This window comes from Paenibacillus sp. TCA20 (assembly GCF_000732325.1).
GTDB lineage: Bacteria > Bacillota > Bacilli > Paenibacillales > Paenibacillaceae > Paenibacillus > Paenibacillus urinalis.
Genome location: NZ_BBIW01000009.1, coordinates 168,340 through 187,562, shown reverse-complemented (window position 1 = coordinate 187,562; position 19,223 = coordinate 168,340). Strand labels below are relative to the sequence as shown.

Below are 19,223 nucleotides of genomic sequence, written 5' to 3'. Positions count from 1 at the left end.
GTTCTCCTCCGTGACCCCGTACTTTATTTCCGTTCTTCGCTGTATGCTCTAAGTTCAAACTCAATTAAAGTCCAAGCTTCTCTTTGTTCGACTTCATCTTCTCACTGCGGACTTCTACGATCTTCTCCCAGCTGTTCGCATCGAGGAACTGCTTGTATTCATTCAGTACCGCTTCAAATTGGGCATCGTCCTTCGACCGGATCATACTGACCATGGAAGTGTTCCACTTCGTATTAATTGCGGTAAGAGCGCGGGCTTCGGGAGTCCCTTGATCCGGGTCGATATTTTCAAGGATAAAATGCGGCACGAGCTTACCTTCACCCCAAGCCTGCATCTGCTTGATTGATTCAGGGAATGCATCCTCACTCAGTGTCTTGTGCTTGTCATGTCCGAAGAACATGAATTCACCCATCCGGTATTCCTTCTTGAACTGATCTGCATTGTTCTGCTGGATTTCTTTGACCTCTGGTGTAAACTGTACGGTTCCGTCAGCGTTCTTCACATATGTCTCGCCTTCGATGCCATAGTTCATCAGCATTTGCCCTTCCTCACTGAGGAGATAGGTGAACAGCTGCATGGATTTGGCAGGATCGGCGTTCTGCTTCGTAATGAAGCTGACCATCCAGCCGGAGATCCCGGATTGATTCAGCTTCGGTGCGTTGCCAACGGTGCTCTGCGGTCCGTCAATGGCGATATACTCCTTGCCCGGATTGGCCGTCATGAAGATCTGGAGATTGCCTCCCTGCTGCGGTGTGCCATCCAGCATAATCGTTGCATACTTGCCGGATTTTACTTTTTCCTCAAATGCCGTTCCATCATCGGCAAAGCTGTCATCGCTAATGTTGCCGTCACGATATACCAGATTGAATGTCTTCAGCCAAGTGAGATAATCCTCATCCAGATTACGGTTGTAGAAGCCGCCGTTCTCACCCTCCAGCGGTACGCCGATGAAGTCCTGCAGCACGTCGCCTAGAGATCCAGTACCTTCGCCAATCGAGTTAAAACCAAGTGGAATAAGCTCAGGGAACTGTGCCTTAATGTCCTTCATGACAGCCTGGAATTCCTCTGGTGTGCCTATGCTCGGACTGCCGATCGCTTCATACACATCCTTGCGGATAATGAAGGCGGTCTTGGCCGGAATCGTTCCTTGATCGTAGTCCTCCTGCGTATTGGAGTAGTTCGGGTAGCCATACGTCTTGCCGTCTGCGAGCTGGAACCAGTTCAATGTATCCTGCGCCGCCACGGTGTTGAAATAAGGATCGTATTTCTCAGCCAGATCATTCAGCGGAAGCGCCCAAGTCGAAGCCTTCTGCACGACGGGGGAATTGATGCCGAAGGTCGTAATGAGATCCGGCATATCGCCGCCCGCAAAGAATGTATTCAGCTTCGTATCATCTCCTGTGATGAATTTGATGTTAATGTTCAAGTCTTCCTTGATCTTCTTCGTTACGACATCATTGCCGTAATCGGTGTTCCACCAATCCGCATTTACATACCAAGTCAGCTCTGTAGTCTCTTCCTTCGTATCAAGCTGCCAGGCCGGCGTAGCTGCATCCGGTGTGTAACGATCCTCGATGGAGATCCAGTTGGCTTCCTTGGAGCCGGAGCCTCCCCCGCCGCAAGCACTGACCAGAAGCATGACCGACAGCAGCAGCGCTGTCAGCGTAAAACCTTTTTTGCCATAACCCAACGTTCTCTTTGACATATTTCATACCCTCCTCTTGATATTGAAGCGCTTACTAAAATGACTTCATAACCCACTAAAATATTCAGATCTATGTTGTGCTACTTGTGATGCCGTTGTTTTGTGGTCCAGGTTGCTGTAGTGATGGCAGATGACTTGCGCTGCCGTATACCTTAAGCTTTTCAAGATGTCTTAGCTGGAAAATGTCTTATAACTGAGCGGTTATTCCTTATTCCTTGACCGCTCCGAGCATCATGCCGGAGATAAAATAGCGCTGCAAGAGCGGATAGATAATGACAATCGGCAGCGTGGTGATAACGATCGTCGCCAGCTGAACGCCTTTGGTCGCCGTCTCAATGACCACCGATCCCCCGATATTTTGCATGGACTGTGTCTGCGACTGCACAATAATCTCATACAGCTTCATCTGTAAGGGATACAGCGCTTCATTCGTGACATACAGCTTGGTTGTCATAAAATCATTCCACTGCCCGACACCGTTAAACAGCGCAATCGTTGCCATGGCCGGCATGGACAGCGGGATAAAGATTTTGAGAAACACCTTCCAGTCACCGGCTCCGTCAATCTTGGCCGATTCCTCCAGCGCTTCCGGCACACCCCGGAAGAAGTTCATCAGAATGACGACATCATAATAGCTGAGCAGCGCCGGAATGATGTACACCCAGAAGCTGTCGAGCAGGCCGAGGTCCTTAATGAGCAGGTATGTAGGGATCATGCCGCCGGAGAAGAACATCGTAATGACGCCCATGGAGACGTAAAGCTTGCGGCCGCGTACATATTTTTTACTAAGACCATAAGCGACCATCGCACAGAAGAATACATGAGTGACCACCCCAATGACGGTCTTGGAGATCGATATGAAAAATGCCTGCCAAATCGACGAATCCCGGAACACCGCCTGATAATTCTCCAGTGAGAGCTCCGACGGCCAGAAGACGAACCCACCCTCTGCCAACGCTCTACTGGAAGCAAACGATGAAACAAGGACATTCCAGAGCGGAACAATGATCACTATCATCGTAATGACGAGCAGCGTGGTATTCACCGCGTTAAAGATCCGGCTGTCGATGTCTCCTTTAATTGCTTTTGAGTTCACAAGTATTGCCCCCCTTATATAAAACCTTAAAGCACGGATTGATTATCGTTCAGCCTGCTCGTGATCTTGTTCGCCGTCAGCAGCAAAATAACCGAAACGATCGATACGCCAAGACCCACTGCTGTCGCGTAGGAGAAGTCCCCCTGCGTCATCCCCATCCGGTAAACATAGGAATTGATAACCTCTGCACTCTCCCGGTTCTGTGAGTTCATGAGCACGAGTGTCTGATCCAGGTTCGAGCCGAGCAGTCCGCTCACGGTTAGAATCAGGTTCAAGCTGATGATCATCTTCATGTTCGGAATCGTAATGTTCCATATTTGGCGAAGCCGGTTGGCTCCGTCGATCTTGGCAGCCTCGTAATAGGTAGGATCGATCTTGGACATGACCGCCAGATACAGAATCGTACCCCAGCCCGCTTCCTTCCAGATGTCAGACAGAACAGCGATCCACCAGTACTTGCTTGGGTCAAGCAGGATATTCTGCGGCTGTGAGATCAGACCGAGAGATAGCAGAATCTGATTAAACAGACCTGTCGTCGACACCCAGGTGATGAGCATACCGCCCAGCACGATCCAGGAGAGAAAGTGAGGGAGATAGGATACGGTCTGGACAAATTTTTTGAATCGACTCCCGCTTAGTTCATAGATCATGATCGCTAGAATGATAGGTACAACAAACCCGATGGCCAGCTTCAGGAAGCTGATGCCAAGTGTATTGATGACCGATTCCCAGAAATACTGATCCGTCATAATAATCTTGAAGTTGTCGAGCCCTACCCATGGTGCGCTGTCAATCGTGTCAATGACCGTGTAGCTCTTGAAGGCGATCGTGAGTCCATAGATTGGAATGAAGTTGAAGATAATCATAAATAGTACGCCCGGAAGAATCATGGACTGAAGCTCCCACTGCTTCACGTAATCCACGCAGAATTCCTTGATCCGCTGCCCCATAGGCTTCTTGGCTGGCGGCTTCCTCATACGGGACGAGGCATCCGCAGGCTGGATCAGAGCTGGTTTGCTCATGTGCTTCTCTCCTTTTTGCTCCTATACTCTGGATCAGAGCAACAAAATAGTGTTCATGAAATGGATTCAGTCAATGCAGAAATTTGATATTTTCACCGAAAAATAAAACGTTTTATTTTGGTCAAAAAAATATGGTTCTTTTTTAGAGAATGACTGCTGAAATTCCGGATGTCTGCCTCAGCTAGGCTTACGATCTAATGAACAGATTGAACAGAGTGCAACCAAATTTAACAGAAACCTAATTTGTAAGCGTTTACTACTAAGCTGGACGGGAACTTCCCCTTTTATAGTAAAGCGTAAAAGGTTAGTCCCGCACCATTTTGATCTGCGTAGAGCCTCTAACGATAAGCTCTCCCGGCAGCTTCTCATGCCTGCCTTCTTCCTTCTCCTGAATCATGCGAATCAAATGGTTCACAACCAGGATTCCCTGCCTAGCAATTTGGTTGCGCACAGTAGTCAGCGAAGGTGAGAAATACTGCGCAATGTCGATATCGTCAAAGCCAACGACACTTGTATCCTGTGGAATCTCGTATCCGAGGGATTTGAGTGCCCGCATGGCCCCGATCGCACTGAGGTCATTCCCTGCAAGAAAAGCATCCGGCAGCTTACTGCCATGCACATTAACGAATGATTTGACCGCGCCGTACGAGCCTTCCTCTTCAAAATAACCTTGCAGAATATAGTCCTCGTCCGCCTTCAGCCCGTAATCCCTCAATGCCGCCAGATACCCGGCCTTCCGCTGCTCGCTGTCGAACATCGTCTCCACACCGGCGATATAGGCGATGTTCTTGTGGCCCAGACTGATCAGGTATTTCGTTGCTTCGTACGCATCCACATAGGAATCGAAGATAATGCTGCCCATGTTTTCGTTCTGTATCTCGCGGTCCAGAAATACGGCCTTGATGTTGTTCTGCTCCATAATGGCGATGTCATTCTCGTCAATTCGCAGCTCTTCATAGACAATGACCCCATCGACCCTTCCGCCAAGAATGTTGCTCATAATGACCTGCTTATCCTTGGTTACGAAGATGTTCAGACCGTAGCCGTGGCGGTCACATTCCCGTGACATCGTCTCGACCAGCGTATAGAAGTACGGTCCTGACACGCTTGTGGTGAAGAAGCCCAGCATCTTCGATTTGCCCGATTTCAGCAGCTTGCCGTTGATGTTCGGGACATAGTTCAGGCGTTTCGCGACGTCCAGAATATGCGACTTCGTCTCCGGATTCAGCACATCCACGTCGTTCAGCGCATTGGAGACCGTCGAGATCGACACCCCCGCCTCCCTTGCCACATCCTTGATCGTTACCTTTCTCATCTGCTGTCTTCCTTTTTATAAAAACGTTTTTATGAACTGAATATACTATACGTGTGATTTTATGGCAACTGTTTTTTATTTTCAGATAAGAATGCCAGTTTATTTCTTTCTTTTTGACTGAATAGAGCGCTGCTCCAGTACATAACCAATGCAAAGGATCAGCAGACCGGGGTACAAAGTGAAGAGATAGATATGTTGTGAAGCAAGACCCATCGGGTACAAGACTCCGCCACACATGACTATTAGACCTAAAATTTGAGCTTTTCTATAAATTTTCATTTTAATCACCCTTATCATTATTAATAATAATTAGTTTGATTATTAGATTGAAATTAATCATACCTCCAGCACTCCCTAACCACTAATACCACCCTCATATCAATGCACTCCATGCATATTTCGTATTCCTCACGAATTTCTGAAAGATACAATAAAACCCTTTCACGTTCCATAATTTACATACTATGATTGGTTAATATAAACAATGTAATATAAATATTAACATCTAAGGAGTGTACATAAAGGCTACAGTAAATGGTAGTACTTTCACCTTAAATACCCCCGGAGAAATCCTCAAAGGCTCTACGTTGGTTCCATTGCGATTTGTAAGTGAATCCTTGGGAAACAGTGTAGGTTGGTTTAACAAGAGCAAAACCGTTACGATCAGCTCCGCATCCATGCTGAAGGCAAAAGTTACGAAAGTGACGGACGGAGATACTATAACGGTAAAATTGAACGACTGTACCGAGGAGAAGGTTAGATTCATCGGAGTAGACACTCCTGAATCTGTCCACCCTGATGCAGATCGCAATACAAGTGAGGGTGTCGTCGTTTCTGAATATACAAAGAAACAGCTTCTCAATAAGATGGTTATGCTCGAGCTGGATGCAGGAGAAAGAGATCTGGCACCTGGTAAGACTGTGACCAGCGGTAAGACTGCCAAGGCAGCTGCCGGCTATCTGAAATGGACGACCGCGAATGTGCATAACAATGATGAGAATGATCCAGCTGAGTTATACGATATGAATGGCAAGTTAATCAGCAAATACTAATCATTAATATCATATCAGTTCCCTCTTGAGGATTCATCCAAGATCGCTGCATAAAAATAAGAACCTTAGGAAGCCAATGCTCCACTAAGGTTCTTTGTCTTGTTAAGATGAATTTCTATCACCTGTTGTTCTTCGGATCAAGCGCATCAGGGATGAAGGAGAAACATCAAAACAGCCCAGTTTCCTGTAACAGGAGCTGAGCTGTTTTGCTTCACTATATATAGCTTATGCAGGCTCCGACTTGCTCATTCGATCCGTGATGATCGCAATTGCACCGTCACCCGTAACATTCGTTGCTGTCCCGAAGCTGTCCTGGGCAATATATAGTGCAATCATCAGAGAAGTAAGCGTCGTATCGAAGCCGAGCATGGACTCCAAGAGACCGAGTGCAGCCATCACCGCACCACCGGGAACGCCGGGTGCAGCCACCATCGTCACACCCAGCATTAAGATGAAGGGGAACATGGAGCCGAAGGTAATCGGCATTCCTGTCAGCACCATAACGGCCATCGAGCAGCTAACGAGCGTAATCGTACTGCCGGATAAGTGGATCGTCGCGCACAGCGGAATAACGAAATCAGCCACTTTCCCCTTGACTCCATTCAGCTTCGTCTGACGAAGCGTCACCGGAATCGTTGCAGCCGAGGACTGTGTCCCTATCGCTGTAAAGTAAGCAGGAATCATATTTTTAAGCAGAGTGAATGGATTCTTACGCCCAATCTGTCCTGCCACCACATACTGTATGACCAAATATAGAATGTGCAGAACGATAATCATAACGAACACTTTAATAAATACAGACAGAATCATCGTCACTTGTCCACCATACGTCAAATTGGCAAACACACAGAAGATATGGTAAGGAAGCAGCGGAATGATCACCGAAGCGATTAACTTCTCGACAATGGCTCTAAAGTCAACCATGACATTTTGCAGAGCTTGTCCCTTAATGACCGCAGCCCCAAGCCCCAATGTGAAGGCCAGCAGCAAGGCAGTCATGACCCCGAATACAGGCGGCATATCTACGGTGAAGTAAGGCGCAAGCAGTGCCTCTTCCGGATTGCTGAATGACTGGGTAAGGCTTCCCGCCTCCAGTATATACGGGTATAGCAAGGTTGCAGCAAGAAAGGCCAGCATGCCTCCTATAATGGAAGAAACATAGGCAATACCTGTCGTCATTCCAAGCAGGCGTCCTGCTCCTCTCCCCAGTTCGCCGATTCCCGGCGCTATGAATCCGATAATGATTAAAGGTATGGCAAAGCCTAAAAAATTACCAAACAATCCGCTAAAAGTGGCAAGTCCAGCAACAAGCCATTCGGGGGAGAACGAACCTACGGCAATCCCGAGCAGAATGGCAATCAATATCTTCGGCAGCAGGCCGAGCTTCTTCTTATTCATGATGTCATCACCTATTAATGTTATATTTTAATGTCCACTGCACAAGGACACTAGTCCTCTTAACGCGGAATTCTCAAAAATATATCACATAATAGTGTAATTGTCATGCCCTAAATGTATGAAATTTGAGTATTATTAAATAATTTCCCTAATTTATATTTCTTTGTCTTGTGTGAAGGTATCCTTGGACCAACAGCGTCCGCTAAAAAAAGAAACCTTGACGGCAGCATGCCATTCAAGGTTATTTGTTTCTCTGGGATTATCTGATGTTTATACATTAAAAATGCCGTTTAATGATGCTGCTCAATCCACCACTAAACTTTCAGCAAACCGCGGAAGCCTCTGGCTCCATAATAGGAATCTGCTCCATTGTGGTATACAAACACCGTATCATACCGGTAGTCGCAAAATATCGCCCCACCCAATTTACGAATATTTGGTGGCGTAAGGACCCAGCTTGATGTTTTGTTATCAATCTTTCCAAGCTTCTGCTGAAGCTCCCGGAATTGTTCTTCTGTCAGCATTTCAACGCCCATCTCAGCTGCCATGTTCACCGCACTGTTCTCTGGCTTATGCTGCTTCCTAGACTCCAGCGCTTCATGATCGTAACAGATACTTCTACGGCCTTTTGGGCTCTCTGCGGAACAATCACAGAATGTGTATTCCCCAAGCTCTGCGTCATAACCAATTACGTCCGGCTCTCCGGCAGTTCTCTCCATCTCAGATAGCGACCACAGTTTTTCCGGCTGGGTGAGCAGTCTATCTTGTACTGCGCTCCATTCGATTCCCTCATGGCGATCCATATGTTTCTCAAAACGCTTTTTTAATATAGACAGGATTTCTTCCTGTTGCTCCGGTGTTAATGTCCTCTGTTTATTTTCCATATAAATATAACCTCCAGTGCTTGTTTTAGATGATGGCTATCACTTACCGTCCTCGAGGATCTTTATTGCATGTTCTATACTCTATCTTCTTATTTCTTTCCATCTTAATCAAGAATAAGCATCATTTCATATTGATGTCCAATCGTTTCAAATCCTACTTTATCCAAAAACAGTTTCATACCCTCACACGCATCATCTACATTAATCACTCGCAGTTGCTTGCCGTTCGAATGATTCATCAATGTGCCTACTATACTCGTCGCGATCCCTTTGCGCCTGTACTCAGGAAGCACCGCAATTTGCGGAACATCGCCTGTTGCTGGGTCTACGATGCCGTAACCGATAATCTTCTTCTCCAGCCTTACGACTGCATAGACAAACTTCTTCTGCACAGCGCGAATGGAATCGATCGAATTTTGCCAGGAGGGGCTGAAATCCCACAACATTTGCAGTTGCTCCCATGTATCCGAATCAATTTCTGTCAGGTACTCGATGGCATAAGTCAGCTCTTTTGCATGGTAACGGCTCTGCTCCAGCTTATGGAACGAGAAGTTTCTTGTAATCGAAAGCCCTTGCTTTTTGTATAGCTCAAAGGCAGCTTCATTGTTCTGAAGAACCTCCAGCAAATACTGCTCCACCTGATTCCGCTTCAGCTCTTCCCGTACCGATTGGAACATGCGGCTCGAAATCCCTTGCTGTCTATGTAGAGGAGTGACGCCAGTGCCAAGATCGTATGCGGTTCGTGTCCCATTCCAATTTCTCAATCCGTTTAGGATAAACCCAACAAGCTCATGTCCAGGCTCTTTGAACGCACCGATCGAAATCTCCGGAGAATATCCTCTTCTTACAAGCATCTTTTGAAACGCTTCAAGTGATAGATTAATATTCACCTGATAATCTGAAAAAGCCTCTAGAAACACGTGGTGCAAGGTTTGAGTATCTATGTTATCTAGTGTTTCGTATGTGTACATGAGCTCAGTCCTCCTATTAAATAGACACAGATAATGCAGCAGTCTTTATGTAGGCACACTGGATCAATAAACTCATAGATCATATAAAGCAAGATTTAATTTTGGCTTCAATATCTTTGTTCATTCCGTAAACTTCAAAGTATGAAGTATCAAATGGACGAATTTCCAATTCTGCTTCGTGGTTTTGTAATCCTTCACTTTCTTCTGTTTCCGGTAATAAATGAGTGTCCCAGTCTATTTTTTTACCTTTTTCAATTCCAATGAACACTCCGGAATGGAATTGCACTATTTTTTCCACTTTTTTGATGAGTTCATCTGTACTCAGGATTTCAGAGTAAGGCTTCGGAAACAACACCTCTGAGGGCTGAGTACTGCTACCAAACACATCAAAAGCAAACCAAGTAAGATTGGAAGTTTCATGCTGAATACAGGTTAATATTTGAGCAAGTTGTTTTCCTAAACAACCTATTTCATTTTCAAAGTACTCCCCACTTAATCTAAGTGTAAATATAGGTTCCTTTAAATAATTATCTTCCATCCTTCCTACCTCCATTCGCAATTATCCGTATACTCAGAATGCCGAAATTTTTATACGGTCATAGCTTACCAAATTCTAAAATTCAGAATCGTCGGCTACAACAGGGATTAATGGAGACAAAAATGGATCGTCTTTTTCTTGAATGCTTCCCCTCGCAAGAACGTAAACTTTAAATTCATTAAAATGTTTAGGGTGCTCATCATTAAAAACATAGAGCATTCCATATGAGCCAGGTGCAAGATCCCCTATGTTCCGCATTATTTCCACTGGATTATAATTTGAAGAAGGCTCTCGATTCCACAACCCCGTCATCCAAAGATGATATTGTCCATTTATTGCCTTCATTTCTATAACATCTACATTAGGTTGTAAACCCTCAATATACACTTCAATTGATTCCAAAATGTTTATTTCTTTTTCCTTATTCGTCTCATCGTTAGTATTTTCTAATACAACTGCCCATCCATGATATTGATACATGTTTAGCTCCTCTCTAGTCCTTTATTTTAATGAAGAGATATCGATAACAATTTCAACATTATACCTCTTTTCATATTCCTTTAATTGTCTAATTACTTTATCTGCAGGTGCAGTCTCAAAATGAAAATATGCCTTCCCACCTGTTTCAATAGAAGCTTCAATGGTAGCCTTTGCCTGTTCCCTAAATTGTGAACTCAAACTATTCATTGAAGTTTTGGTCTGACCAATATACTGTTCAGAAATCACATCAAACTCTCGACCTTTTGGATCATTATTGAATATCATTCGAGACTGTCCACCAATTTTTTTTGCAAGCAAATCTGCATTTACATCTTCCTTATTCGCTTGTTTTAGTCCACCTGAATACTGGGTATAGATACCTTTACCGCTAATGAAGTTAGAAGCAGTGTCACCCTTCCCTACAGCACTATTCTTAGAACTTCCTCCATCTCCACCCGTATCAGGTTTATGATTCGGCCCCGCCTTAATCCCAAGCCGACTAACTAGGAAGGAGCCTAACATCACACCTGCCTGTTCTCCTACGAAGTTAGCTTTTCCGGACTCATCTGCCTTCACTTGTATTTCTTTTATAAAGGCTTCACGTTCTCCTTCATCCATAACCATGTTTTTGCCCCATGCAGCGAAACCAATTACATCTTCGGCGGTCCCTACAGTTGCATTGTAAGCCATGTCCCCTAAAGTCCCGATGGGATTCTTAACTATGGCTGTTCCCGTATCCTTTAATGATTCGACTACGCTTCCTAGACCTTTTTTGAGTCCTCCTGCCAGATCCTTTGCGGTGTCTCCCACTTGATCTATGAATGATTTAGGCGGCGCGCTAATGTAATTTGTCGTACTTAGTTTAGCGAAGAGCTCCATCCGCTGTTCTCCCATAAAATCCTGCAGCTGATCCGCATCCATGAATCGAACGGCAATTCCTTTGAGTTGCTGACTGATCACATGCATACGCTCTATGGTTACATTCATCTGTTCATACGCTGTCTTAAAATCCGTTTGAAAAGCCGTTCCTCTCTGACCATACCAATTGGACATCAGCATAAAAATCTGCCGGAGAAGGTTCTCATTGATCATCTTAAGCTGGTTCGATGCATTGTCGAATTGATCAGATACCGATAACAGCACATCGATGGGAACTTTGATTCTTGTCATAAGCTACCTCTCCATTTGATAGATAGGTATAATTTTACTTATATATCACCCTGTGGAAAAGGTACCCATGTCCCTTCAATGAACACGTCGATTCATACGGAAGACCTTCATTAATGAGCATGAATGACAATGCGTGGTGCACGGCGGACGGAGTCAGTCAGTAATACAAAAAAGAAACCTTGAAAAGCCCGCAGCCAGTCAAGGTTCAAACAATTTTAGTCCATCAGAAATTCCACATTAATTCGGTCAACCTGGAACTCTACAGCTTTGCCAATTAAATCAGGATAGTTAGCAAAATATTCGTCATCGTCAGAAATAACGATCCCTGCATCAATTGAATCTTCATTAAGAACACCACGAATATAATAATTATAGCTTGTACCGATTCGTTCAAGTTCTTTTTTACTATCACATAATTCACGAATTTCTAAACCATCTAAAATCGTAAACCCTATGGAAACAGGGTATTTTTTTCCCCCTTCAACTTCATAAGGGCAGATAAACGCAAAACCCGTAAACTCTATTCCTTGTATATCGAGTGTAACTTCCTCTTCAATGTGCGGGTCTAACCCTTTAACCAGAGCTAAATACCTCATTTTTATTACCTCATTTCTTATTCCGAAGGGTTAATTACTGAAATATTCTCACCATTTATAGTCTTCCAGAATTTTTTACCACTCTGAGTGTGATATGTGGTAATTTCATTGTTATTGTTTGTTCCTACAAATTCAAACTTAGCGTTACCGTCCTTGTTATTACCCATAAATCGTACATATCCTGTTCGTATTTCATCTTTGTATTCATATTGCACCTTAACTCCATTGTTGATTACATCTTTAGCACCGTCAAGATACTCATTTGCACTTTTGTAAATTCCGCCAAATTCTCCACCATGCTTATCGTAGTGACTTTCAAGCTTAACACGGTCAGCAAAGTTAGAAGGATGTTGAACCGCCCCCCCAACATTCTGCTTAGAATTTCCTCCATCTCCACCCGTATCAGGATTATGATTCGGCCCCGCCTTAATCCCAAGCCGACTTACTAGGAAGGAGCCTAACATCACACCTGCCTGTTCTCCTACGAAGTTAGCTTTTCCGGACTCATCTGCCTTCACTTGTATTTCTTTTATAAAGGCTTCACGTTCTCCTTCATCCATAACCATGTTTTTGCCCCATGCAGCGAAACCAATTACATCTTCGGCGGTCCCTACAGTTGCATTGTAAGCCATGTCCCCTAAAGTCCCGATGGGATTCTTAACTATGGCTGTTCCCGTATCCTTTAATGATTCGACTACGCTTCCTAGACCTTTTTTGAGTCCTCCTGCCAGATCCTTTGCGGTGTCTCCCACTTGATCTATGAATGATTTAGGCGGCTCGCTAATGTGATTTGTCGTACTTAGTTTAGTGAATAGCTCCATCCGCTGATCACCCATAAAATCCTGCAGCTGATCCGCGTCCATGAAGCGTACGGCAATTCCTTTGAGTTCCTGACTGATCACATGCATACGCTCTATAGTTACATTCATCTGTTCATAAGCAGTCTTGAAATCCGTTTGAAAAGCCGTCCCTCTCTGACCATACCAATGGGACATCAGCATAAAAATTTGCCGGAGAAGGTTCTCATTGATCATCTTAAGCTGGTTAGATGCATTGTCGAATTGATCAGATACCGATAGCAGCACATCGATAGGAACTTTGATTCTTGTCATAAGCTACCTCTCCATTTAATAGATAGGTATAATTTTACTTATATATCACCCTATGGAAAAGGTACCCATGTCCTTTCAATGAACACGTCGATTCATACGGAAGACCTTCATTAATGAGCAGATAATTGTTCGACAAAAGGGATATCTGCTGGTGCAAATGAATATCCCGCCATCTCTCCTACTTGGATCCATCTATATTCATCATGATCTGATAACTCAATCGTCCCTCCTCGCATGTTTGCCTTATATGCAACAAGTCGTATCGTCACCGTATCATAAGCATGCTCATTCACAGCAAAAAAAGCATACGGCTCAATTTCGATGTTCATCTCTTCCAACAGTTCTCTTCTTAAACAATCCTCGGGCGATTCACCCGCTTCGATCTTTCCTCCCGGGAACTCCCATAAGCCTGCTTGAGATTTCCCTTCTCTTCTTCGTGCGATGAGGATACGACCATCCGTGTCTTCAATTATGGCTGCTGCTACTTCGATCATGTTGATCACCGTCCTAAATTATAGTACTACTGATATTCTACGTTACATTAATATTCTTCGCCAAATCCTCTACCTTCCGATACTACATCTCCATTAGCATTTAATAAATTCTTTGCCAACTTATAATGGCCCGCCCAGTAAAAAACACCTTGAAAGGCACGATGCCTATCAAGGTGTTATGAATAATAAAGATCAAGTCCTTACCATGGAAGCTAACATTGCTTCCCCTGCCTATTTATCCACCCGAATGTCTCTAACCTGCTGAGCCAAGTCCACCTGTGTATGATCCAGTTCCACCTTCACGGTACCCAGACGCCTCTTCTCCCGCCATTCTCTTAACTGTTCTTCTGTTTCCAGTCTCAGTTCAGCAATCTCGGTCGCCCGGTCAAAGATGTACTTGGAGGTATACAATAGCCTGTAGATTCCAAGTCCACCGGATACAATGGGCTGTGTTCGCTTCGTCCATTCCTCGATACGGAACTTCACATAGAGCTGATCCTCGGTCCCAGGTCGTGCAGGACGTTCCTTGATCTCCCCTCTTCTCATTACCTTCCAGTCCTTCACCTTGCCGACATAATGGATTCCTGTCTCTCCCGTTGTATCCGCGAATTTTCCAATGGATTGATATACTGCTATATATTCAATTTGCGTAAGTATTTGGTGATCTGCGATATTACTCAGCGGCAAATGGTAGTACTTGTATTGAAGTGAACTCTCTAATTGAGCCACTTCTCTTAACGATCCAACGAGTACATTCTTGCCCGCAAGCTTGTTTTTATAGTATCCCTGTGTACCACGTGGTCTCGTAGACCTCTCATATGCTTTTTCCGGGCTATCCATAATAATCTCTTCCAAGAACTTATCCATCAGCTCCGTCGCATTCGGCAAGAAGGGAAAGGCCCCGACGTTGACCATTTCTATGCTCTTATAGAATTTATGCTCTTGATAATTCTGCTCATCATGATATGGAAAAAGCACATAAGCACCAAACATACTACGCTCTAGCTCCTGCCCACCCTCACTGTAGACAATCGCGTCCCGATAGCGATGCATCGTATTAATATCTTCTTCCACCGGCCCGGGCTGCTTATACTTCTCATAATAATAGGAGCCTTCATAGGCAGGATCGATCCGGTACTTGGCATCAAAAATATATTTATACTCCATCGCGGAATCATTCTTCTTCAACGTAAGTACATTATCCGGTCTTTGGCCTAACGTCGCACTCCGGTCCCCACTTGGCAGCCTATTATAATAGAGCGTGAAGATTTCGCCATTCCTTGGGTTGCGGTACACCATCCTTGCGGACTGTGATTTGTCGAGTGTAAAAAACACGCCCGTCCGATTCACCTTAATCATGTCCTGCTTCAATAACTCATACTTCTGACCAAGGAGCTCGTTAATCTTCAGGAAGCACCAATACTCATACAGCTGGGCTAAATCCTTCATCGACAAACGGAATAGATCACTTTGCACGCTCAGACCCTTCATTAGCATTAAATAACTCCGATATACCTCGCGATATCCCGGCGCCATCTGTAGCACTAATGAGACCGATAACTGCTTCATCTCACCAACCTTCATAAAATCAAGCTGTAATAAACGCTGCAGTTGATTTTGAATCGAGGTAATCTTCTTATCCAGTACGGGATCCTGCAATTTACCTGATCCGCTCAGCTTTCTCTTCATCTCCTGCAGCTTCTTCGATACCCGGATCAGCACCCATCTCACAAATCGATTCTCCATTGTATCGAACTGAACCTCGCGTTTCGTTTCAAGTGCATGGGATGGATTCAGGCGCTGCCCCTGATGTGGAATAAATCCATGCGTTTCATGATGCGTCAACAGATACGGACGTTTGGCGAGAAACGCGATGTTTTCTTTTCCCGCCTTCCTGACCTTGGCTGCATCCACGATTCTCTGCTCTTTAACTAGGCTGTAATGAGGGCTCGCGTGAATTCGTTCTACGGCTTGTCTTAGCTGATCAAACACATGCTGCAATATCGCAAAGAACTCCGTTAGACTCTGATTGCGTGTCTCCTTTAACCCTGTCAGATGATAGGTCTTTCTTAAAAAATCAAAGGATAAATTATATATCTGCCGATTAATGTCACTCAGAATCATTTGGTAATCTCTTTTGTAATCCATCTTGGAAGGATAGATCTCGATTTGCAACTGGAATACAGGCTGCCCTTGCTGACGAAGCTCAAGCTCGGTTAACCCTACCTCGTTCTGAAAATTCAAAATACCTGAAAGGATCGACTGCCCGAGAGGTTTAACCGCCTGCCGTATATATAAGTTGTCATGGTAGAACGTTAGATCTGTTTCTTGTTTCTTCTCCACAACAAGCTCGTAAGCTTGTGTCTCATAGAATAATGGATAGCTCTTCTCCCCCGTCTGCCATGGAACCAACTGTCCCTGCTCAGGCGAAAAAACAAATAGGTTCTCCAGCACAAGTTCACTAGAAGAGATACTCACCTGTAGCGTGTTTGAATCCATCCAAGCTCCAGCATCATCCCGATGAAGCTGTAAGGATTCTACCGTCGAATGATAGGGCTTGCCCTGAATATAGAGGTTAAAAAGATTCGTCTCAATCCGGATCAGCTCTACACTCTGATTAAGAAAGCCAATAGGAGGTGAATCCATCTTCCTCTAACCTCCGTATCATAAAGGCAAGCTTCCGTGCAGACTGTGGATACTTCACTTCCTCGGCCTGCTGCTTACTGCCATATTTTATATATAGATCTGATGCATCATCCAAGAGATCCTTAACAGGAATGGACTTGCCAATGGCCTCCTGCATTAAGAGGAGCAATACCTTTTTGATAGATAAGCTGCTTCCTTGAATACGAGGTAGGATCTTCTGGAGTAGCTGTCCATCGAATGCATTGTCCTCTGGTAATAGCTCAAATCGCTGATTATACGCCATGTAAAAGCAGATGGAGTCCCGAATCCGGAAGCCGACATGTGAATGAATCTCCTCTAAAATGTTGTTGATCTTCACCAGTTTATCTGTCGTCGAACGCACAAGCTCTGGATAGGTGCTATACATATCGGTTAGCTGCAAATATTCGCTCCGCAAGAAAGCATTATTTGTACTTGAAGATTCAAGATTATCTATGTTTACTCCATCAGATGGAAATTGCTCTAGATTAATATAGTTGAACTCAATCGTGTTCGCACGATCCAGCACTTTTTTACTAAAAGGATGTGTTGTCTCGTCCATGTTAACTGTTCCAATCACATACACATTGTCCGGCAGAGTCAAGCCACCATATATCGATTGGTCTTCCTCTCTTAATGACTCCGGGCCAATGAGCGCAGACGTCACGATTCGCTTCCCTTGCCATTCCTGGGTTTCCATCACACTCAGCAGATCACTGAAATAATACTCCACGCGAGCTAGGTTCATCTCATCCAGACAGATAAAATACGGCTTGTTCTTATTCTCTGGTTTAGATGCCTCTACTAACACTTCCGTTAGACGCCCAGGTCTAAACACACCCGAAAGATCCTTATACCCTAACAGATCCGATGGATCACTCCAGTCTGGTCTTACCGGGATCAAAGTGAATTGTCCGTTCGTCATCGTTGCTCCCAACGCTTCTGCAAAGAGCTTCACCAGCTTCGTCTTCCCTGTTCCTGATACCCCGGCTAGAATGACGAAAGGCTTGGTCTTGAGGGACAAATAGAAGTTCTCCATCAGACCCTCTGGGTAGAGAAAGCCTTTGTGGTGAATATATTGTTTGACTTGTTCCAGTTGCTCTCGCACATTAATAGTCACTGGAGTTAGCTCCTCCTCTGGAGTAGGTTCATCTTCCCTATTTTGCAGTACCATATCTACATACTGCTTGTAGTTAGACACGAGGTTCTCGAGGTCTTTTAGGAGTACGTCGTCGTCCGGAAGCGAGTCTCTGTCGTATTTGATATAAGCTACCGTTGAGACTTGGTAATCTTGTCCCAGGCCGCTTTTTTCCATGAGATAAATATTCTCGTCCTTATGTAGTCCGTCTAGTGGGATAAGGCTACGAATTTCTTGAGTATTTTACTTGAGGTACTCGTATCCTCTGAGCTTGCCTTGCTTCAAGGGTTCGGTGACACCTTGGATGAACGTAAGATATACAGACTGCATCTCCTCGGAAAACAGGTATACGATGTACTCACCCTGCTGAGTTGTCTGCGTAATTCGCTTGTCCATGAGTGCGATCCAAGGGATCGTGGCCCAGTTCCCCTGCCCAACGGAACCTTGAACCTTGTATTGCTCATTTAAAGATAGTAGGTTCTTCAACTGGCTCGGTATAGAGTTTCTAACTAAGCTACCTAGCGGGTGCTGCGCGAACGGCTCCGTTTTCGCTTGAAGATACGTGTTCAGGATCTGAGATAAGGCATCGTGTAAGGAAAAAGAAGACTGCGTAGTTCTATTCAGTTCTAGCTTCCTATTGTAATTGTCTAGCTCTTGCATGGCGTATTCTTTAAGCTCCTTAAGTGTGTTTTCGTTGAACCAATCTGGATTGGAGAAGGTAATGGTTTGATTTGCAGGGTCGAATGTGAGAACAGAGGATAGGGCATCGATTGGTGTTTTTAGTAGAGATTTGGTTTGGCTTAAGGTGAATTCATTCCATCCCGAAGCTCGTTGCTCTGGTGGTGAATCTACTATGTTTCCTAGCTCGCTTTCGTCTTGGAAGTATTTCAGGAACTTTTGAGCTAGTTGATCCAATGGAGCTTGGAAGGATTGAGTTTCTTCATAGAATTCAATGATGGATAGGATAAGGACCATCTTGTATGATTTTTGTTTGGAGCGGAATATAGTTGAAAGTGATTCTGGTAGCATGATAACCTCCGTGAAATGACTAGGTACTTATAGTATAAAGAAATAAAAGCAGTTTCCACAATGAATCTACGGAAACTGCTTTTATCAGCTCTATTTTTCAGGAACAAGTCGAGTTCATTATCTTCAACAAGCTCTGAATTATCTCATCATCTATATAGTGTAGGTTATGTCCCGGGAACAACAACTTCTTCAAAGCGTGATATCCTCTCGCGTTTCGAATCCAAATGCTGAAGCCATAACTCAACAAGTTGATTTCCATCAATTAACTCTATATTAAGTCCACTTGCATAATTATATGCATTCGAGGTGAATTTCCCTGTTGTTACAACGTACCCTCCAATGGCTCCTTGTTTGACCATTTGTGAGTGAATAATGGCAATAGGATCGAAACTAACTGGATTCTGATCGTTGTAACACTTGACTTGTCCTAGGTATAATCCTTCATCTGTCTCCTCTTCTATATCAACACCATAATCACCAGAACCCTTTGTTACATAAGTACTCCCTCCCCGTACAGAGGCCATTATCTCAGCAGCAAATTGTTCAAACAAAAGTGGGT

17 protein-coding genes and 1 pseudogene are annotated in these 19,223 nt (G+C 44.4%); 1 reads left to right on the top strand and 17 read right to left on the bottom strand.

All coding sequences use genetic code 11. The features are described 5' to 3' along the window. Window positions 1-64 precede the first annotated feature (64 nt). From TCA2_RS17565 to TCA2_RS17550, 4 genes are all read right to left on the bottom strand, one after another. A complete protein-coding gene (locus TCA2_RS17565) occupies window positions 65-1,705 on the bottom strand; it encodes a sugar ABC transporter substrate-binding protein (protein ID WP_047912900.1) in 1,641 nt (546 codons plus the stop codon). 208 nt (window positions 1,706-1,913) lie between these two features. After that, window positions 1,914-2,801, bottom strand: a complete 888-nt coding sequence (locus TCA2_RS17560) for a carbohydrate ABC transporter permease (RefSeq protein ID WP_081872626.1) — start codon at window positions 2,799-2,801, stop codon at window positions 1,914-1,916. Window positions 2,802-2,827: 26 nt separating this feature from the next. Then, window positions 2,828-3,823: a sugar ABC transporter permease gene (locus TCA2_RS17555; protein ID WP_238546437.1), complete on the bottom strand. Its 996-nt coding sequence runs from the start codon at window positions 3,821-3,823 to the stop codon at window positions 2,828-2,830. 304 nt (window positions 3,824-4,127) lie between these two features. Then, window positions 4,128-5,138 carry a LacI family DNA-binding transcriptional regulator gene (locus tag TCA2_RS17550; protein WP_047912898.1) on the bottom strand — a complete coding sequence of 337 codons (1,011 nt, stop codon included), beginning with the start codon at window positions 5,136-5,138 and terminating at the stop codon, window positions 4,128-4,130. A 512-nt stretch (window positions 5,139-5,650) separates the two neighbouring features. Between TCA2_RS17550 and TCA2_RS26265 the strand changes: the two genes are divergently transcribed. After that, complete coding sequence (locus TCA2_RS26265) at window positions 5,651-6,190, top strand: stalk domain-containing protein (RefSeq protein ID WP_081872624.1); 540 nt, start codon at window positions 5,651-5,653, stop codon at window positions 6,188-6,190. Between the two features lie 225 nt (window positions 6,191-6,415). Here TCA2_RS26265 and TCA2_RS17540 read toward each other — a convergent pair whose 3' ends face one another. The 13 genes and pseudogenes from TCA2_RS17540 to TCA2_RS17485 all read right to left on the bottom strand — a co-directional run bounded on the left by TCA2_RS17540 (window position 6,416) and on the right by TCA2_RS17485 (window position 19,215). Beyond that, window positions 6,416-7,588, bottom strand: coding sequence for a dicarboxylate/amino acid:cation symporter (locus TCA2_RS17540; protein ID WP_047912897.1), 1,173 nt, complete (start codon window positions 7,586-7,588; stop codon window positions 6,416-6,418). A 314-nt stretch (window positions 7,589-7,902) separates the two neighbouring features. Further along, window positions 7,903-8,472, bottom strand: coding sequence for a DUF4256 domain-containing protein (locus TCA2_RS17535; RefSeq protein ID WP_047912896.1), 570 nt, complete (start codon window positions 8,470-8,472; stop codon window positions 7,903-7,905). Between the two features lie 104 nt (window positions 8,473-8,576). Next, a complete protein-coding gene (locus TCA2_RS17530; protein WP_047912895.1) occupies window positions 8,577-9,443 on the bottom strand; it encodes a GNAT family N-acetyltransferase in 867 nt (288 codons plus the stop codon). Window positions 9,444-9,522: 79 nt separating this feature from the next. After that, complete coding sequence (locus tag TCA2_RS17525; protein ID WP_047912894.1) at window positions 9,523-9,981, bottom strand: hypothetical protein; 459 nt, start codon at window positions 9,979-9,981, stop codon at window positions 9,523-9,525. Window positions 9,982-10,056: 75 nt separating this feature from the next. After that, window positions 10,057-10,461, bottom strand: coding sequence for an Imm7 family immunity protein (locus TCA2_RS17520; protein ID WP_047912893.1), 405 nt, complete (start codon window positions 10,459-10,461; stop codon window positions 10,057-10,059). Window positions 10,462-10,482: 21 nt separating this feature from the next. Then, window positions 10,483-11,631 (bottom strand): WXG100 family type VII secretion target, encoded by a 1,149-nt coding sequence (locus tag TCA2_RS17515; protein WP_047912892.1) that lies wholly within the window; start codon window positions 11,629-11,631, stop codon window positions 10,483-10,485. A 215-nt stretch (window positions 11,632-11,846) separates the two neighbouring features. Next, window positions 11,847-12,227 (bottom strand): hypothetical protein, encoded by a 381-nt coding sequence (locus TCA2_RS17510; protein ID WP_047912891.1) that lies wholly within the window; start codon window positions 12,225-12,227, stop codon window positions 11,847-11,849. A gap of 17 nt (window positions 12,228-12,244) precedes the next feature. Next, the gene (locus TCA2_RS17505; RefSeq protein WP_047912890.1) at window positions 12,245-13,339 is read right to left on the bottom strand and encodes a WXG100 family type VII secretion target; all 1,095 of its coding nucleotides are present in this window, start codon (window positions 13,337-13,339) and stop codon (window positions 12,245-12,247) included. Between the two features lie 110 nt (window positions 13,340-13,449). After that, on the bottom strand, window positions 13,450-13,833 hold the full coding sequence (locus TCA2_RS17500; protein WP_047912889.1) for a (deoxy)nucleoside triphosphate pyrophosphohydrolase: 384 nt from the start codon (window positions 13,831-13,833) through the stop codon (window positions 13,450-13,452). Between the two features lie 231 nt (window positions 13,834-14,064). Next, window positions 14,065-16,479 (bottom strand): restriction endonuclease-like protein, encoded by a 2,415-nt coding sequence (locus TCA2_RS17495; RefSeq protein ID WP_047912888.1) that lies wholly within the window; start codon window positions 16,477-16,479, stop codon window positions 14,065-14,067. Beyond that, window positions 16,451-17,536, bottom strand: a complete 1,086-nt coding sequence (locus TCA2_RS28070) for an McrB family protein (RefSeq protein WP_370510366.1) — start codon at window positions 17,534-17,536, stop codon at window positions 16,451-16,453. The genes TCA2_RS17495 and TCA2_RS28070 overlap by 29 nt, the downstream gene beginning before the upstream one ends. Before the next feature lie 150 nt (window positions 17,537-17,686). Continuing rightward, window positions 17,687-18,610: pseudogene (locus TCA2_RS28065) on the bottom strand (DUF3578 domain-containing protein); the annotation flags it as partial. Window positions 18,611-18,828: 218 nt separating this feature from the next. Next, entirely contained in the window at window positions 18,829-19,215 is a 387-nt protein-coding gene (locus tag TCA2_RS17485; protein ID WP_238546436.1) for a restriction endonuclease, read from the bottom strand. Between the last annotated feature and the right edge of the window lie 8 nt (window positions 19,216-19,223).

Bases quoted from the DNA above. Each gene is read 5' to 3' on its own strand.
- TCA2_RS17565 (WP_047912900.1), bottom strand. From the start codon at position 1,705: ATGTCAAAGAGAACGTTGGGTTATGGCAAAAAAGGTTTTACGCTGACA.
- TCA2_RS17555 (WP_238546437.1), bottom strand. From the start codon at position 3,823: ATGAGCAAACCAGCTCTGATCCAGCCTGCGGATGCCTCGTCCCGTATG.
- TCA2_RS17550 (WP_047912898.1), bottom strand. From the start codon at position 5,138: ATGAGAAAGGTAACGATCAAGGATGTGGCAAGGGAGGCGGGGGTGTCG.
- TCA2_RS17540 (WP_047912897.1), bottom strand. From the start codon at position 7,588: ATGAATAAGAAGAAGCTCGGCCTGCTGCCGAAGATATTGATTGCCATT.
- TCA2_RS17535 (WP_047912896.1), bottom strand. From the start codon at position 8,472: ATGGAAAATAAACAGAGGACATTAACACCGGAGCAACAGGAAGAAATC.
- TCA2_RS17530 (WP_047912895.1), bottom strand. From the start codon at position 9,443: ATGTACACATACGAAACACTAGATAACATAGATACTCAAACCTTGCAC.
- TCA2_RS17525 (WP_047912894.1), bottom strand. From the start codon at position 9,981: ATGGAAGATAATTATTTAAAGGAACCTATATTTACACTTAGATTAAGT.
- TCA2_RS17520 (WP_047912893.1), bottom strand. From the start codon at position 10,461: ATGTATCAATATCATGGATGGGCAGTTGTATTAGAAAATACTAACGAT.
- TCA2_RS17515 (WP_047912892.1), bottom strand. From the start codon at position 11,631: ATGACAAGAATCAAAGTTCCCATCGATGTGCTGTTATCGGTATCTGAT.
- TCA2_RS17510 (WP_047912891.1), bottom strand. From the start codon at position 12,227: ATGAGGTATTTAGCTCTGGTTAAAGGGTTAGACCCGCACATTGAAGAG.
- TCA2_RS17505 (WP_047912890.1), bottom strand. From the start codon at position 13,339: ATGACAAGAATCAAAGTTCCTATCGATGTGCTGCTATCGGTATCTGAT.
- TCA2_RS17500 (WP_047912889.1), bottom strand. From the start codon at position 13,833: ATGATCGAAGTAGCAGCAGCCATAATTGAAGACACGGATGGTCGTATC.
- TCA2_RS17495 (WP_047912888.1), bottom strand. From the start codon at position 16,479: ATGGATTCACCTCCTATTGGCTTTCTTAATCAGAGTGTAGAGCTGATC.
- TCA2_RS28070 (WP_370510366.1), bottom strand. From the start codon at position 17,536: ATGGAGAACTTCTATTTGTCCCTCAAGACCAAGCCTTTCGTCATTCTA.